The sequence below is a fragment of the Streptomyces chryseus genome, from assembly GCF_014650755.1.
In the GTDB taxonomy this organism is placed as follows: domain Bacteria; phylum Actinomycetota; class Actinomycetes; order Streptomycetales; family Streptomycetaceae; genus Streptomyces; species Streptomyces chryseus.
Genome location: NZ_BMVO01000008.1, coordinates 52,692 through 67,414 on the forward strand (window position 1 = coordinate 52,692; position 14,723 = coordinate 67,414).

Annotated in this window: 14 protein-coding genes; 6 read left to right on the top strand and 8 right to left on the bottom strand. The window is 70.0% G+C overall.

The annotated features are described in order from the left end of the window. On the bottom strand, nt 1–1,494 hold the full coding sequence (locus IE185_RS14945; RefSeq protein WP_189715319.1) for an APC family permease: 1,494 nt from the start codon (nt 1,492–1,494) through the stop codon (nt 1–3). Nucleotides 1,495–1,627: 133 nt separating this feature from the next. Next, a complete protein-coding gene (locus IE185_RS14950; RefSeq protein ID WP_138896097.1) occupies nt 1,628–2,839 on the bottom strand; it encodes a saccharopine dehydrogenase family protein in 1,212 nt (403 codons plus the stop codon). Between the two features lie 114 nt (nt 2,840–2,953). On the opposite strand from IE185_RS14950, the gene IE185_RS14955 reads away from it, so the two are divergent. After that, a complete protein-coding gene (locus IE185_RS14955) occupies nt 2,954–3,655 on the top strand; it encodes a TetR/AcrR family transcriptional regulator (RefSeq protein WP_138896096.1) in 702 nt (233 codons plus the stop codon). Nucleotides 3,656–3,955: 300 nt separating this feature from the next. Here IE185_RS14955 and IE185_RS14960 read toward each other — a convergent pair whose 3' ends face one another. Both IE185_RS14960 and IE185_RS14965 read right to left on the bottom strand, forming a co-directional pair. Then, the gene (locus tag IE185_RS14960; protein WP_138896095.1) at nt 3,956–4,537 is read right to left on the bottom strand and encodes a hypothetical protein; all 582 of its coding nucleotides are present in this window, start codon (nt 4,535–4,537) and stop codon (nt 3,956–3,958) included. A gap of 113 nt (nt 4,538–4,650) precedes the next feature. After that, nucleotides 4,651–5,229: a helix-turn-helix transcriptional regulator gene (locus tag IE185_RS14965; RefSeq protein WP_138896094.1), complete on the bottom strand. Its 579-nt coding sequence runs from the start codon at nt 5,227–5,229 to the stop codon at nt 4,651–4,653. A 94-nt stretch (nt 5,230–5,323) separates the two neighbouring features. On the opposite strand from IE185_RS14965, the gene IE185_RS14970 reads away from it, so the two are divergent. Beyond that, nucleotides 5,324–6,724: an MFS transporter gene (locus tag IE185_RS14970; protein ID WP_229843515.1), complete on the top strand. Its 1,401-nt coding sequence runs from the start codon at nt 5,324–5,326 to the stop codon at nt 6,722–6,724. A 204-nt stretch (nt 6,725–6,928) separates the two neighbouring features. Here the strand turns inward: IE185_RS14970 and IE185_RS14975 are convergent, their stop codons facing one another. Next, nucleotides 6,929–7,456, bottom strand: coding sequence for a GNAT family N-acetyltransferase (locus tag IE185_RS14975; protein ID WP_138896092.1), 528 nt, complete (start codon nt 7,454–7,456; stop codon nt 6,929–6,931). 333 nt (nt 7,457–7,789) lie between these two features. Here IE185_RS14975 and IE185_RS14980 point away from each other — a divergent pair, with 333 nt between their 5' ends. From IE185_RS14980 to IE185_RS14990, 3 genes are all read left to right on the top strand, one after another. Then, the gene (locus IE185_RS14980; RefSeq protein WP_138896091.1) at nt 7,790–8,338 is read left to right on the top strand and encodes a phosphatase PAP2 family protein; all 549 of its coding nucleotides are present in this window, start codon (nt 7,790–7,792) and stop codon (nt 8,336–8,338) included. Nucleotides 8,339–8,561: 223 nt separating this feature from the next. Beyond that, a complete protein-coding gene (locus IE185_RS14985; protein ID WP_138896090.1) occupies nt 8,562–8,996 on the top strand; it encodes a DUF3618 domain-containing protein in 435 nt (144 codons plus the stop codon). Further along, nucleotides 8,993–9,259, top strand: coding sequence for a DUF4235 domain-containing protein (locus IE185_RS14990; protein WP_138896089.1), 267 nt, complete (start codon nt 8,993–8,995; stop codon nt 9,257–9,259). Before IE185_RS14985 ends, IE185_RS14990 begins: the two co-directional genes overlap by 4 nt. A gap of 117 nt (nt 9,260–9,376) precedes the next feature. Here IE185_RS14990 and IE185_RS14995 read toward each other — a convergent pair whose 3' ends face one another. The 3 genes from IE185_RS14995 to IE185_RS15005 form a co-directional block, all read right to left on the bottom strand. Continuing rightward, nucleotides 9,377–10,987 carry a sodium/solute symporter gene (locus tag IE185_RS14995; RefSeq protein ID WP_138896088.1) on the bottom strand — a complete coding sequence of 537 codons (1,611 nt, stop codon included), beginning with the start codon at nt 10,985–10,987 and terminating at the stop codon, nt 9,377–9,379. A 5-nt stretch (nt 10,988–10,992) separates the two neighbouring features. Continuing rightward, nucleotides 10,993–11,238, bottom strand: coding sequence for a DUF485 domain-containing protein (locus IE185_RS15000; protein ID WP_138896087.1), 246 nt, complete (start codon nt 11,236–11,238; stop codon nt 10,993–10,995). 179 nt (nt 11,239–11,417) lie between these two features. Beyond that, nucleotides 11,418–12,818, bottom strand: a complete 1,401-nt coding sequence (locus IE185_RS15005) for a PucR family transcriptional regulator (protein WP_189715321.1) — start codon at nt 12,816–12,818, stop codon at nt 11,418–11,420. Between the two features lie 555 nt (nt 12,819–13,373). Here IE185_RS15005 and IE185_RS15010 point away from each other — a divergent pair. Continuing rightward, nucleotides 13,374–14,483, top strand: a complete 1,110-nt coding sequence (locus IE185_RS15010) for a substrate-binding domain-containing protein (protein ID WP_189715323.1) — start codon at nt 13,374–13,376, stop codon at nt 14,481–14,483. Nucleotides 14,484–14,723 lie beyond the last annotated feature (240 nt).

Genomic DNA, 14,723 nt, shown 5'->3' on the forward strand with positions numbered 1-14,723 from the left:
TCACCGCTCCTTTCCGGGCTTGGCGTCGGGGGCGACCACACCGGGGCGTTCGGACCAGTAGACGGGCGAGAGGAGGCGCCAGACAAGCATGATGATCACTCCAGTGGTCGCGATGCCGATGCCGATGACGAGCGGCGGGCCGAGGCCGAACCAGGAGACGCCGCTGTAGGAGTTCTCCGGATCGGACATGTCGATGACCGACTCGACGAGCAGCCAGATCAGCAGTGCGGCGCCGATCAGCGGGCCGATCCCGATGAAGAGCAGGTTACGGAGGCTGTCGGTCAGCCGGCGGCGGTAGTAGACCGCGCAGGCCAGGCCGGTGAGGGCGTAGTAGAACGCGATGAGCAGCGACAGGGCGGTCAGTGAGTCGAACAGGGCGTTGGTACTGATCTGGTTGACCGCCAGGTACCAGGCGATGGCCACGGCCGCGACCCACCAGGTGCTGGTGTGCGGGGTGCGGAAGCGGGGGTGGATGCGGGAGAAGTGAGCGGGGAGGGCGTGGCGTCGGGACATGGACAGGATGGTGCGGGAGGCGGGGATGATCGTGGTCTGGGTCGATGCGAGTGCGGAGGTGGAGACCGCGAGGAGCAGGATCCAGTCCCAGCCGCCCATGACTTCCCCGGCGAGCAGGGCGAAGATCGCTTCCTCCTCGTCGGCGTTGTCGGTCAGGAAGGTGGTGCCGGCGTAGGCGACGACGGCGAAGGCGACCGACACGTATGTCACCAGGAGCACGACGGTCGACCAGACGCCCGCTTTGCCCGGCGCGGTGGCGGAGTCCTTGACCTCCTCGGTGAGGTTGACCGCCGATTCCCAGCCCCAGTAGATGAAGACCCCCAGCAGGAGTCCTCCGGTCAGCGCCGCGCCTCCGGCACCGAACGGGTCGAGCCAGCCGATCGCGGGGGTGAGGGACTCGAGCGACGTCGTCTCGGCGTACACGCGGTAGAGCGCCACCGCCGCGAAGACCAGGAGGCAGGCGACCTGGGCGAGGATGAGAACATTCTGCACCCTGGCCGACGCCTCGGTACCGATGACACACACGGCTGTCATCACCAGGATGAGGAGTACGGTCAGCAGCTGGCGCACCAGATCGCTCTCGGCCCAGCTGTCCAGGCCGACGGTGAGCAGGCCGAAGGTGACCGCGACGTCGGCCAGCGATCCGACGACGAGCACGCCGGTCATCGCGACGGCCCAGCCGCCGAGCCAACCGGCCCACGGTCCCATCGCCCGGGTGACCCAGGAGAAGGTCGTGCCGCAGTCCTGGTCGGCCTTGTTGAGGTAGAAGAACGCCGAGGCGATCAGCAGCATCGGTACGAACGCGGCGAGCATGACGCCGGGGGCGTACACCCCCACGAGCGCCACGACCGGGCCGATGGCCGCGGCCAGTGAGTACGCCGGGGAGGTGGAGTTCAGGCCGATGACGAGCGCGTCGGTGAAGCCGATCGCATTGGGCTTCAGTCCGCGGGGCGGTTGGGCGCCCGCGATGTCGTCGTTCATTTTCCCTCGCTTCGGGGTGTCGGCGTAGCTGGTGCTGGGTGGTCCCCGCGCTGAGTTTGAAAGCACGAGAGGGGGTGGATGGGGCGTGGCGCCCCGGTCCGTGGCGTGGCCGGGGCGCTCGACCGCGTCGGATCTACTGGTCGCGCATCCCCCAGGGGGAGCCGTACTCGGTCAGCAGGTCCAGGAAGGGCCGGGGAGCGAAGGCTTCGGGGCCGAGGACACCGGTGCCGGCCCAGGTGCCGTTCGCCAGCAGTTCCAGGGCGACGACCGGGTTGACGGCCGTCTGCCAGACCACGGCCTGCGAGCCGTACTCACGCATCGACCACTGGTTGTCGACCACGTGGTACAGGTACACCTCGCGCGCACGCCCGTCCTTGGTGCCCTTCACCCAGGTGCCGGCGCACGTCTTGCCGTGCATACGGTCGCCGAGCGTGGCCGGGTCGGGCAGGCAGGCCGCCACGACGTCACGCGGGGAGACCTCGGCGCCGCCGGGCAGGGTCACCTTCTCGGTACGGTCGAGGCCCAGCTTGTGCAGCGTCTTGAGGGTCTCGATGAACTCGTCGCCCAGTCCGTACTTGAACGTCACCCGCTCGGCGTCCACCCAGCGCGGGATCAGCAGCACCTCCTCGTGTTCGACGTTGACGCACTCGACCGGGCCGATGCCCTCGGGGAAGTCGAAGACCTCCGGTTCGCTGAAGGGAGCGGTGGTGAACCAGCCGCGGTCCTTCTCCCAGATCACCGGCGGGTTCAGGCACTCCTCGATCGTCGTCCAGATGGAGAAGGACGGCGCGAAGTCGTAACCGTCGACCGTCAGGTTCGCGCCGTCACGGACCCCGATCTCCTCGATCTCGTCGAACAGCTCCTCCGCCGCGTAGCGGGCGAAGACGTCCGAGAGGCCGGGCTCCACGCCGATGCCGACGAGTGCGAGCCTGCCGGCCTTCTCCCATTCGGCGGCGCGTTCGAACTGACCGTCGCCGAGCTTGATCCCGCACTCCTCGTACGGGCGCTCGGGGTGACGGGAGGACAGGGACATCGCCATGTCCAGGTAGTGCGCGCCGGCCGCCAGTGCGGCCTCGAACAGCGGCATGACGAAACGCGGGTCGGTGGCGTTCAGCAGCACATCGCACCGCTCCTGCCGGAGCAGATCGGTGACCGCAGCCTGGTCGGAGGCGTCGACGCGTGCCGCGCTGAACCGTGTCTCGCTCGCGCCCAGTGCGGCCACAGCCGACTCGGCGCGGGAGACGTCGTAGTCGGCGACCACCAGGTGGTCGAAGAAGGAGCGGCGGGCGGCGATCTTGGTCACGGCGGTGCCCACGCCGCCCGCACCCACCAGCAGTACTCGCATGAAAGGAGCCTTTCGTCGGAGAGGCCGAAGCCCTGGGTGCGCTATGAAACGGGCACGCGTCAAAAACCGTCAACCGTGTTGGCATAAGCTTGCGGGGAGCGGAAGGGAGTGGTCATGGCCAAGAAAGTGGTGCCGGAGACGGACCGGCGCCGCAGGAAACCGACCAAGCAGGGCGTCGTCCTCACGGAGGAGATGATCGTGCAGACGGCACTGCGCATGCTGCATGAACACGGCCGGGAAGGGCTGACCGTGCGGCGCCTGGGCGTGGCGCTCGGTGCCGATCCCAGCACGCTGTACCGCTACTTTCGCGGCACCGACGACCTGACACTGGCCATCGCCGACGAGCTGATCGGGCGCGCCATGCGCGGCTGGGAAGCCAGTGGTGACTGGCGCGCCGACCTGCGCGACGTCGGGCTTCGCATCCACACCGCGTACCTCAACCACCCCGAAGCGGCCGTCCTCACCGCCAATCGGGTCAGCGGCCGGGCCAACGAGATCGCCACCGACGAGGCGATTCTCGGCATCCTGCGCTCCGCCGGCCTGCCCGATCCCGACGCGGTACGCGTCTACCAGGCATTCATCGACCTGACCCTCGCCTTCGCCGCCCTCGACGCCGCCAGCCTCGCCCTCCCGGAAGCGGCGCGCGCGGCCGACGAGGAAGTCTGGCGTGCCACCTACGCGCAGCTCTCCCCCGAGACCCACCCGAACATCGCGGCGACCGCTCCCCTGCTGGTCGCCCGTATGAACGACAGCGCCTACCCGACCACCTTGGAGATGCTGCTCGACAGCGCGGCGGCAACGCTCGAAGCCGGCTGAGCGAGCCGTTCTGGTCACCGGTCCGCGCCATGAAGGACGGCGGTCTGCGGGCATCGGATCGGAGTGGCACTCGGCAGGACAAGAAGGTCACCCACGATGAGTTCTTACCTCGGTCGCCAGGAAGCTGCGGATCCGATCCGCGCCGAGTTGGGGCAATTAGCCTCTAAGAGGTGCGTTGTGCACCTCGATGGTCCCCCCGACGCGCTGGCACCACATCGCGCACGGCCCCGTCACGGCCCTGGTCCCCGAACGAGCACCGCCGGTGTGTCCGCGCTCTCTGGTTTCCGTGTGTCCGACCCATCAATGCGGCGGCGCTTGCACCACATGCTCGCTGAGGAGTGCCTGCCTGCATCGCTCCGAGAAAGAGATCAGGGACTCCCTCATGGCAACCCGCGCGACGGAGAGATCACGCCTCGCCTCCTCCAGGCCCGACCGGCTGCCTGCCTGGCTGTGGTCGGCGAAGGACCGGTGGGCGAGCACGCCCTCCTGCGCTGTGCTCCGCACGTCGTACGCCGCGTCCCACACCGCTTCAGGGCCGAACAAGTGCGTGCTGCTGCACGCGATGATGAGGGCGTTGCGGGCATCGTCCACCTGACTGCTCAAGTCGTCGAGGGCGGTGCCCCGGCCGACGGCCACGCGGTACGCCGCAAGCTGGTTCGCCAGGACGCTGTAGGCGCGCACCACTTCGCCGTAGGCAGCCCGGCGCTCCTGGCGGATCCAGTGGGCGAGTTCGTTGCGGCCCTGGAGCTCGACCTGGCGGGCCGTGGCCTCAGCCGTCGCTCTGGCGCCGGCGACGGCTCCCTGCTTCGCGATGTATCCGCCGAGTACCGCTCCCAAGAGTCCGGCTATTCCGGCGATGAGCGCCGACCATCCCTGATCCACTGATCCCCCGCGTCGTCGTGTGCAGTGCGAGGTTACGTCGGCTGTGGGTCCGAGGGCAGCCCGATGCCCAACCCTCGGCAGTGGCTACGCCGCGCGTGCCGGTCGGGGGCTGCTCAGTCGTTCGCCGGCGGGCCGGTGCGGACGACCGCCTGGTCACCGTGGGGGCCGAACAGGTGCAGGATCTCCACCGCTTCAGTTCCGGCAGGGCCGAACCAGTGGGGCTCGCTGGTGTCGAACTCAGCCACCTGGCCCGGCCGGAGAGTGATCTCGCGCTCCCCGAGGATGAGGCGCAGCTCGCCGGCGAGTACGTAGAGCCATTCGTAGCCGGAGTGGGTCACCAGTCTCGGTTCACGGTGTGCGAGGACCTGCTTGAAGACCTGAACCCGGCCCGGGTACTGCGTCAGAGGGACGAGGACGTTTCCGCGCTCCCGGCTCAGCGGCTGCAGGTGGATGCGCGGATCACCGGTGGCCGGAGCCGTCACCAGCTGGTCCAGCGCGACGCGGTGGGCGCGGGCCAGCGGGATGAGCAGGTCGAGTGTCGGGCGCCGCAGGCCGGACTCCAGGCGCGACAGCGTGCTCACGGAGACCCCGGTGTCTTCGGCGAGTGTTTCGAGGGTGAGGCCGCGGTCGCGCCGCAGGGCGCGCAGCCGTGGCCCGATGCTGTCGAGGAGTTCCGCGAGTTCGGCGTCCATGCGGCCATTTTTGCAGCTTCCGCAAAGTTCCTGGGCTTGGGCGCTCCCCCGACCGAGTCTGGGCGGCAACCGATTCCACAGAAGGGGTACTTCCGTGCTCACGACATCCCTGGCCGCGCCACCCTCCCCACTCAGCGCGCGCCGGCGCTGGACCGTGCTGACCGTGTGCGCGCTCAGCATGTTCTTGGTGGGGGTGGACACCACGATCGTCAATGTGGGTCTGCCTGAGATAGGGCGGGGCCTCGATGTGGGCACCCGTGGTCTCGAGTGGGTGGTCAACGCCTACACCGTGGTCCTGGCCAGCCTCCTCATCGTCTCCGGTGCGCTCGCCGACCGCTTCGGGCGCCGCCGCGTCTTCCAGTGCGGGCTGCTCGTATTCGGCCTGGCCTCCCTCGCATGCGCCCTCGCCCCGTCGCTCGGCGTGCTTGTCGCCGCCCGGGCCGTCCAGGGCGTCGGGGCCTCCATGCTGAGCCCCGTGGCCCTGGCGATCGTGGTGAACGCGATGCCCGACCCTCGGGAACGCGCCCGGGCGATCGGTGTGTGGGCGTCCGTCTTCGGGCTCAGCATGGCGGCGGGCCCGGTCACCGGCGGGGCGCTCATCGCCGCGTTCGGCTGGCGTTCGGTGTTCTGGCTCAACGTGCCGGTCGTGGTCGCCGCCCTAATCCTGGTCGCCGTGTTCGTACCGGAGTCCCGCGCGCGGCGCGCCCGGCGCCTCGACCTGCCCGGCCAAGTGCTCCTCACCGTGGTTCTCCTGCTTCTGGTCGGTGTGCTCATCGAAGGACCTCGGATCGGCTGGGCCTCACCGACGGCCCTGGCCGGATACGCGCTGATCATGGCGGCGACGGCCGGGTTCGTCCTGGTTGAGCTGCGCCGCAGCGAACCCTTGATGGACCTCGGCCTCTTCCGCCGACCGCCGTTCGCGACGGCGGTACTCGGCGCCGTCGCGGTGTTCGTCGCGCTGAACGTGAGCCTGTTGCTGAACACCCTCTATCTTCAGCACACCCGGGGCTGGACACCTCTTGCGACCGGTGCCGCGACCCTGCCCATGGCGCTCGGGGCCACGGTGTGCGCGCCATGGTCCGGCGCCATGGTGGGACGCCTCGGACCGCGGCGTCCCCTGATCCTCGCAGGTGTCTTCATGACGGTCGGTGGTATGTGCCTGACAAACCTGGGCCGGGAAACGAGCGTGCCGCTCATTCTCCTCGCCTACCTGCTGATCGGCATCGGGTTCGGCTTCGCCAACGCCCCCCTGACCAATACCGCGGTCAGTGGTCTGCCGCCCTCCCGGGCCGGCGTGGCAGGGGCGATCACCTCCACCGCGCGCCAGGTCGGGGCGGCGGTCGGAATCGCCGTCGCCGGGGGCACGGTCGCGGGCGCCGACCCCGCGGGCCTCGCCGCCGCGTCGCGCCCAGGATGGCTGCTCGTGGCGGCCTGCGGACTGTTCCTCCTCGTCGTGGCGCGCGCCTCGCGGTCCGCAGCCGTCAACACCCGCTGACGCAAGCGCACTTTCCCGCGCATCGCACTCAAGCCGCGGAGAGCTGACGAGCCCGCCCATCCGCCGGTCGACATGGCCAGGTGTCGCCCGACATCACACTGGTCCCGTGAGCAGCCGACACACGACGAGTTCATCGTCCTCGCTCAGGAGGCGCTTTCGTCATCCCTCCCCGGCTCCGGCCTCATCTCAACCGAGACGGCGAGGCTAGTCGCCGAGGACGCGCTCCCACAACAGCCCGTCGCGCCAGCTCCCGTCGAGAAGGATCGAGGAGTGAGCGACGCCGTACGGGCTGAACCCGTTGCGGCGCAGCACGCGCTGCGACGGCAGATTCTCCAGATGGGTGGACGCCTCGGCACGGTGCAGCCCGAGTTCGTCCGTCATCACCCGGAGTACGAGCCCGACGGCGTGCCCGGCGTGCCCTTGGTTCTGGGCGACGCTCGCGATCCAGTATCCGACGGAGCCTCGGCGCAGGTGCGGCTGCGGGAGGATGCCTCCGACAGTGACCTGCCCGATCACCTGGTCGTCGGCGAGCACCACGCCCGGCCAGACCGCGCCGGCCCGGTATCCGTCCAGCAGACTGTCGATCCGCTCCGCCTGGCCCTCGGGGGTGAAGAAGTCGGCCGGCTGGGCCGGTTCCCACGGCCGGAAAGCCTCGAAGTCCCGCGCCCGATGCGCGGCGATCGGGGCGGCGTCGGTGGGCTCGATCAGGCGGATCCTGGTGCTGCTGCGCATGGGCTGGTCCTCGTCGCGGTGCGTCGGATGAGCCGACCAGGCTATGCGAGGGGGCCCGCGCCGTCGCACCCTGCGCCCGCCGGAGGATCGAGCCGATCGCGCGGCTCGTGTCCTCGGTGCCCTGCACGCAGCCCGTCGCAGCCCGGCTCACCCTGGCTGATCGAGAAGGGCCAGGCGTCGGGTGAGTTCGCCCCCGCACCGCCGGGACGTGCCTGGTGGCGGCGGTCACCGCCCCACGACGCTCACCGGCACGACCTGGCCGTGCCCGTACAGCGCGCCCGTTGTGCGCCGAGTCGGCCGTGTCGGAGAGCGGGATGGGGGAACCAGCGGTTCATGCATCTTCTCCACGACTTTCGTCGCATCGATCGCCGGCTGACCCGCCGGGCCGCCTCCTGGACCTCCCCTTGGGCGCGGCAGGTGCTCCCGGCCGTGGAGTCCGCAGCGGAGAAGACGAAGCTCTGGTGGGGTTTCGCCGTTGTCATGGCAGCCGCAGGCGGGCACTCGGAACGCAGAGCCGCGGCGGCGGGCGTGGCTGGGATGCTGACCGCACAGCTGATCGGAAACGCGGGCTGCAAGCAGCTGTACGAGCGGCGCCGGCCCCCGGCGGACATGATTCCGCACGACGACGTCGAGGACCGGCCGGACAGCTCGTCCTTCCCCTCCGGACACACCGCGGCCGCCGTGGGCTTCACCGCCGCGGTCGCCGCCACCTCGCCCTGGTGGGGGGTGGCCGCCGCGGTTCCCGCCACGATGGTGGCCGTCGAGCGCGTCCACAGCGGAGCTCACTATCCCAGCGATGTCGCGGTCGGGGCGGCTATCGGCATGGCGAGCGCCTGGCTCGTCCACCGGGCGCCTCGGCCGCTGCTCCGCAGACTGCTGTAACCCACAGTTCGGTGCCGTACGTCCCACAGGGGGGCGGAGCGGCATGGCCGGCCAGGGCTCGGGTACGCGGCGGGAAACGTCCCGTACCCGACCCGAACGGAGAGAGTGAGGCGTCATGGCGGCATGCTTTGAGGTACGGCACCAGTCGGCAAGGGCGACCCCTTCGTACTGACCGCTACGTCGCCAGGACCAAGGAGGACAGGATCAAGGAGAAGGCGCACCGATGACCATTGACCCGCAGGACACCGGCTCCGCACCTACACCTGACGAACTGCGTGAACAGGTGGAAGGAACCCGTCGGGAACTCGGCCCGACCGATGAGGCGTTGGCCACCGAGACCGACGCGAAGGCCCGGGCCCCGCACGAGGCAGCACAGGTAGAGAGCCGGTCGCACGACAATGCCGGCCATGCGCTGCACCTTGTGCAGGACACACCCCCCGAACCGGTGCGCGAGAAGGCCGCGCAGACCAAGGAACAGATCGCGCGTGCGGCCGCTGCCGTGGCGGACAAGTTCCAGGAGAAGGTCCCGGATCCAGTACGCGAGAAGGCGTATCGAGGGGCAGAGAGCGGGCGCGGCAACCTCGGCCTGGTCGTCACCGGTGCCGCTGCGCTCGCCGCCCTTGTCCTCGTACGCCGTCGGAGGAGGGTGCGCCGATGAAGGCGTCCAAGATTGCCTACAAGCCCATCGGCCTGGCGCTCGGCGCAGCGAGCGGCGTCGTGGCCGGCGGGCTTTTCAAACAGGTGTGGAAAGTCGTCGGTCACGACGAAGACGCCCCGGACGCCACCGACGAGGAGCGCGGATGGCAGGAGGTCCTGCTCGCCGCCACTCTCCAAGGCGCGATCTTCGCGGCCGTCAAAGCGGCCGTCGACCGCGGCGGCGCCACCGCGGTGCGACGCCTGACCGGCACCTGGCCCGGCTGACCCGTCGACCGGTCCCCGTGAGGTGCACCCGCCGCTCGGGAGGCGAGAAGTGCGGCGTGCGGCGGGCACACCTTGCGGAGTCAGCCGGGTCTCGGCGAGGCGGGACGGGCAGGCACGTCATGCCGGGATGTGCTCGGTGTACGCCGCCGCCCGGCGTCTCCCGGCGATGCTGCCCAGCCCGCCGAGCAGGAAGGCGACCGGCATCGACACGAGGACCACCGTCTGGAGCGGGAACCAGTCGAAATGCCAGTCGGGCAGGAGCGCCATGGGTGTGCCCGAGAAGACCGGTCCTGAGATCTGCAGTCCGATGGCGGAGAACAGCCCTCCGTACAGCGTCCAGAGGAGTCCGGCGCGGGTGTAGCGGCTCCAGAAGAGCGAGTACACCAGGGCCGGCAGCAAGCAGGAGGCTGCCACCGCCAGCGCGAGCGCCGACAGGAACCCGACGTTCCAGCCCTGCACCCAGACCGCCAGCCCGATGCTCAGCAGTCCGACCCCGGCGGACGCCATGCGGGCGGCGGCCACCTCCCGGCCCTCGGTCGTACGCCCTCGGCGCAGGACATGCGTGACCAGGTCGTGCGCGACCGCTCCCGCGGCCGCCAGGGTGACGCTCGCGACCACCGCCAGCGTGGTGAGGAACACCGCGCAGGAGACCAGGACGACGAGCCAGGCGTCGCGCGTGGACGAGCCGCTCGCCAGTTCGCCCGTGAGCATCAGCAGCGTGCTGGTGGCCCCCGGATCCGCGGTCAGGATCTTCCGGGCGCCGACCAGCGCCGCTGCCCCGAAGCCCAGTACGGCTGTGGTGAGGCAGAAGGCGCCGACCATGCCGATGGTGTGGCGCACCGTACGGCGGGCTGCGGCCGCGTCGGGCGCCGTGTTGAGCTGCATGGCGACGTGGGGCAGGCACGCCACCCCCAGCACGATGCTGACCATCAGGCCGATGTAGTCGAGTGTGCCTTCGGCTCCGCCGGTGTCGGCGAAGCGCAGCCCGGGCTGTGCGTAGAGGGTGGGGCGGCCACTGCCCTGTCCGGCGGCTTGGATCAGGGAGTCGGTGCTCCAGCCGAAACGGTCCAGCACCACCGCTGCCACGACCAGGGCCATGCCCAGCAGTACGACCGTTTTGAGTACCTGAAGTGTGATCATGCCGCGCATCCCGCCGAACGTCGTGGCACAGACGACGAGGAGGCCGATCATGACCATGGACGTCTGCTCGGGGCCCGGACCGGACAGCCCCAGCAGCATCGCGGTGGTCACTCCCGCACCGGACAGCTGCACCACCAGATACGGGACGCAGACGCTCAAGGTGACGACGGCGACCGCGATCCGCACCGCGGGCCCCGGAGCCCGCAGGGCGAATATGTCGCCGAACGTGTAGAGGCCGCGCTCGCGCAGGGGGCCGGCCAGGAGGAGCAGCACGCCGAGGGACAGCACCGTACACAGGGCTATGAAGAGACCGTCGTAGCCGAAGACCGCGACGCTTCCCGTCGTACCGAGCACCGTGGCCGCCGAGAGGTAGACGCCGGACAGTACGAGGGCGCCGCGGAGGGGCGAAAGCGCGCGACCGGCTGTGTAGAAGTCGTTGACCCGGTCCCGCGCGGGGCCGCTCAGAACGCAGATGAAGAGAATGGGCACGATGAACGCGAGGAACCCCACGAGGACCATGCCACGCGTGTCCGAGTCCAGGACGCCGGCACCGGGTGACGCGGCGAGCACGAGCTGAGCAGTCGTCATCAGGATCAGTGCTCCACGTCCGCGTGGCGGTCGTACCGCACCGCTGTCCACAGCAGGAGAGAGCCCTGGACGAGGATGGCCAGCATGCCGATGTTCGTTTCTCCCCACGTGCGGGTGGCCATGAACTCGGCGGCGAACAGGGCGAGCAGCAGATGTACGCCGAAGGTCACTCCGTTGACCAGGGCGAAGGACCTGCCTGGGCGGTACGGCTGTGGCCGATGATGAAGCCGGGGGGCGTGCTGGCGGGGCATGGCGGTCTCCTGGCGGGCGTGTACGCGGCGGGCGGACTGCCCGCGATGCGGGCCACCAGAGCAGCTGCGGCCCGGCCGGTCCACGCTCTGTGCCCGCGCTGTTGTCCACGCCCAACGGGTCGGTGGGGTCGCTGTGCTGATGCCCACACGGCGGCGCCCCTCAGGGCCGCCGCACGTCGTCAGAGGGCCGACGGGGGGCGCGATGTCTCCGGGGCGCCGGGCGCGGCGGACGGGGCGGGCGCGGCGGACGGCCCGAGCAGGCGCAGCGCGTCGAGGGCGAGGGTGAGCTGCACCAGGTCGCGGGGCCGGGACAGAGCGAGCCCCGTTGTCTGCTCGAAGCGGCGCAGCCGGTTGAGCACGGTGTTGCGATGGCAGAGCATGTGCCGGGCGGTCCGGACGGCGGATCCGCCGTTCTCGATCCAGACTCCGAGGGTGGCGAACAGGGTGTCGCGGTCCGCCGGTTCCAGGTCGTACATGGGCTGGAGCACCTGAAGCGTCAGTTCGGCGGACAGGTCGGGCCGGGAGAGCAGGAGACCGTCGGGCAGGCGGGAGTCGAGCCGGGCGATCTCGCCGTCGGCGCGGCACGTGCGCAGCGCCAGTCCGGCCATGTCTCGGGCTCGGGACAGGCTGTTCAGCCCCTGTACGACGGGGCTGATACCGATGCGCAGTCCGGTTCCGGCGACCAGGCCCGACGCCAGCGCGTCCAGGGGACGGTCGCCCAGGTGGGCGACGAGCACCGCGCGCTGCCCGCGGGGGTGGCGCAGGATCCGTATCCCGCGTACCTCCGGGACGGTCTCCGGCACACGGCCGTACGGCGGTGTGGCTCCGATCATCGCCACCGCGTACCGTCCGTCGAGCGGCAGATCGAGGATCGCCGCCGCGTCCCGCGCGAAGTCGGGTTCGTTGCGGCTCTCCAGCAGGGCGGCGAGGATCAGGCGGACGCGTTCACCGTGCCGGCTGGCGACGCCCTTGGCGACCTGGCGGTAGGCGTCGGCGACCAGGACGGCATCGCGGTCGTTGTGCTTCCACACCAGCTCGGCCACGTGCACCAGCTGGCGCGTGTCGCCGAGCCCGTACCGCTCCACCACGCGGACGATCCCGCTCCAGACCTCCGAGCCGGCGACTCGGTAGGCGTGCATCACCTCGTCGAGGGGGCGGCCCTCTTCGGCGCGCCGGATGCCCAGTTCCCTGGTGTACCTCTCTACGTCCACGAGTCTGCCCGGGTCCAGGCCCGCCTCCAGCCCGTGGCGGACGCCGGTGCTCACGGACCGCCGCAGGTCGGGCGGGGCGAGCGGGTCGGCGTAGTACTGGACCTCGGCCCGGATCTTCTCGACCACGGTGTCGGTGAAGTCCGTGCCGCGTCCCAGCAGGCGCCGGCAGGCCCGGTCGAAGAGCTGGAGCGCAGTGGACTCCCCTGCGGCGACGGGCGGCCCGCCGACGGCCTCGTCGTGGCCGCGAGCGCTCTCACGGCGCAGCTCGGCGCGGGGCTTCCCGTTCACCGCAGAGAGGCGTTCGTCGCCTCGGGTGGTGCCGGCGGGGGTGGTGGGACGAACGCTGCCGGGGACGGCATTGGTGTGCATGGACCCTCCAAACGGACGGGACGTGCGAGAACACCGCGGCGAGACGCCGTCTGTGGAGCTGCGCGGTGCGCTGTGCGGTTCCTCCACCGAGTCGGCCACCGGAGTGGGGAAGGCGGCGGCATCCTCCGGGAAGGCACCATGCTAAGCAGTCGGTTACCCCAGGGCGAGGCCTCAACGAAACCGTGATGATTCCGCCGCATCCGGCCCGGCGGTACCGATGGCGTCACCTCACTGCCGGGTGGCGGGGGCGTCCGGGTGGACCGGCCCGGTGCACCCGACCGCCGGCGAAGTGCGGTGGCGGGTAGACCCAGTTGGCGCCCGTCAGCGAGGCGCCCGTCGCGAGCACCTCCCGGCTTGACGTATCGCCGCGGCCATTGGCATCGCCTGGCATCCGTTCGCCCCTGCCGATCACAGATGCTTGAACGCTTGCTTACAGAGAATCACGTTGCGGTCACGTTAATCAGAGGCACCTTGACGCTTCCTCCACCACCGAGTTGGATTTCGGCCACCTTGGCCGCAATTGATGCGGCTGATCATGGAGGTTGGATTCAACCAATGAACGCACTTCTGCGTCGTGCCGCCGTCGCAGCCGCCGCCCCCGCGATGGCCGTGTCCCTCTTCGGTTGCGGGACGACCGAACAACCGGGTGTGAGGCTGAGTGACGACATCGTTGTGGGTCTGCTGCTCCCGGAGAACCAGGCCGCTCGTTATGAGCAATTCGACAAGCCGGTCATCGAGGAGCGCATCGCGCTGCTCACCAACAGCAAGGGCACGGTCCGCTACGCCAACGCGAAGAACGACGCCGATCTGCAGACGCAACAGCTCGAATCCATGATCAAGGACAAGGTCGACGTACTGATCGTCGATGCGGTGGACTCCAAGGCCATAGCCGGCGCGATAGGCAAGGCGGACGACGCCGGCATCCCGGTCGTCGCCTTCGACCGCCTCGCCGAGGGCCCCATCGACGGTTACGTCTCCTTCGACAACGAGCAGGTCGGTCACATCCAGGGCAAGTCCCTGCTGAAAGCCCTCAAGGCCGGGGCCGGTTCGAGGCCCGGGTCCGCGTCGGGCAAGATCGTGATGATGAACGGCGCCCTCACCGACCCGAACGCCGCGATGTTCAAGAAGGGCGCCCACACCGAACTCGACGGCATGGTCGAGATCGGCCTCGAGTACGACACCAAGGACTGGAAGCCGGAGAACGCCGAGGCGAACATGGAGGCCGCGCTCGCCACCCTCGGCAAGGACGGCATCGCCGGCGTCTACTCCGCCAACGACGGCATGGCGGGCGGCATCATCGCCGCGCTCAAGTCCGCCGGTGTCACCGACCTCCCGCCGGTCACCGGCCAGGACGCCGAACTGGCGGCCGTGCAGCGCATCGTTGCCGGTGATCAGTACATGACCGTCTACAAGCAGTACGCACCGGAGGCGGAGGCCGCCGCGGAGATGGCCATCCTGCTGGCCAGGAACATGTCGCTCGGCGCCGCCGCGCACACGGACATCGACACGCCGACCGAGAAGTCCGTGCCGACGGTGCGCATCCCCGTCATCGCACTGACGAAGGAGAACATCGAGGAGACCGTCGTCGCCGACGGGCTCTACACGGTGAAGCAGATCTGCGTTCGCGAGATCCGAGACGAGTGCGAGGAGCTCGGGCTCGAGTAGTCTCCCGCTGGGCCGGCCTTGGACCCCGTACCCCTTTCGTCAGCGTCAGGTAGTGGCCCGCCGCGCGATACACCGCGGCGGGCCGCACCGCGCTGCCGGCGCGGCAGCGGGTCGGTCACACCCGGTGCCGCGTGGCGGGTCAGCGAGGTCTTGTGGCGTGGGGCCGCATCGGCCCCACGCCCTTCAGCAACTGACCGGGGGGCCGTCCGGCTGCACCCCCGCGTCGGGTGTGCACGGCGA

Coding starts and splice junctions, on each gene's coding strand:
- IE185_RS14945 (WP_189715319.1), bottom strand. CDS start 1,494: ATGAACGACGACATCGCGGGCGCCCAACCGCCCCGCGGACTGAAGCCC.
- IE185_RS14950 (WP_138896097.1), bottom strand. CDS start 2,839: ATGCGAGTACTGCTGGTGGGTGCGGGCGGCGTGGGCACCGCCGTGACC.
- IE185_RS14955 (WP_138896096.1), top strand. CDS start 2,954: ATGGCCAAGAAAGTGGTGCCGGAGACGGACCGGCGCCGCAGGAAACCG.
- IE185_RS14965 (WP_138896094.1), bottom strand. CDS start 5,229: ATGGACGCCGAACTCGCGGAACTCCTCGACAGCATCGGGCCACGGCTG.
- IE185_RS14975 (WP_138896092.1), bottom strand. CDS start 7,456: ATGCGCAGCAGCACCAGGATCCGCCTGATCGAGCCCACCGACGCCGCC.
- IE185_RS14980 (WP_138896091.1), top strand. CDS start 7,790: ATGCATCTTCTCCACGACTTTCGTCGCATCGATCGCCGGCTGACCCGC.
- IE185_RS14985 (WP_138896090.1), top strand. CDS start 8,562: ATGACCATTGACCCGCAGGACACCGGCTCCGCACCTACACCTGACGAA.
- IE185_RS14990 (WP_138896089.1), top strand. CDS start 8,993: ATGAAGGCGTCCAAGATTGCCTACAAGCCCATCGGCCTGGCGCTCGGC.
- IE185_RS14995 (WP_138896088.1), bottom strand. CDS start 10,987: ATGACGACTGCTCAGCTCGTGCTCGCCGCGTCACCCGGTGCCGGCGTC.
- IE185_RS15000 (WP_138896087.1), bottom strand. CDS start 11,238: ATGCCCCGCCAGCACGCCCCCCGGCTTCATCATCGGCCACAGCCGTAC.
- IE185_RS15005 (WP_189715321.1), bottom strand. CDS start 12,818: ATGCACACCAATGCCGTCCCCGGCAGCGTTCGTCCCACCACCCCCGCC.
- IE185_RS15010 (WP_189715323.1), top strand. CDS start 13,374: ATGAACGCACTTCTGCGTCGTGCCGCCGTCGCAGCCGCCGCCCCCGCG.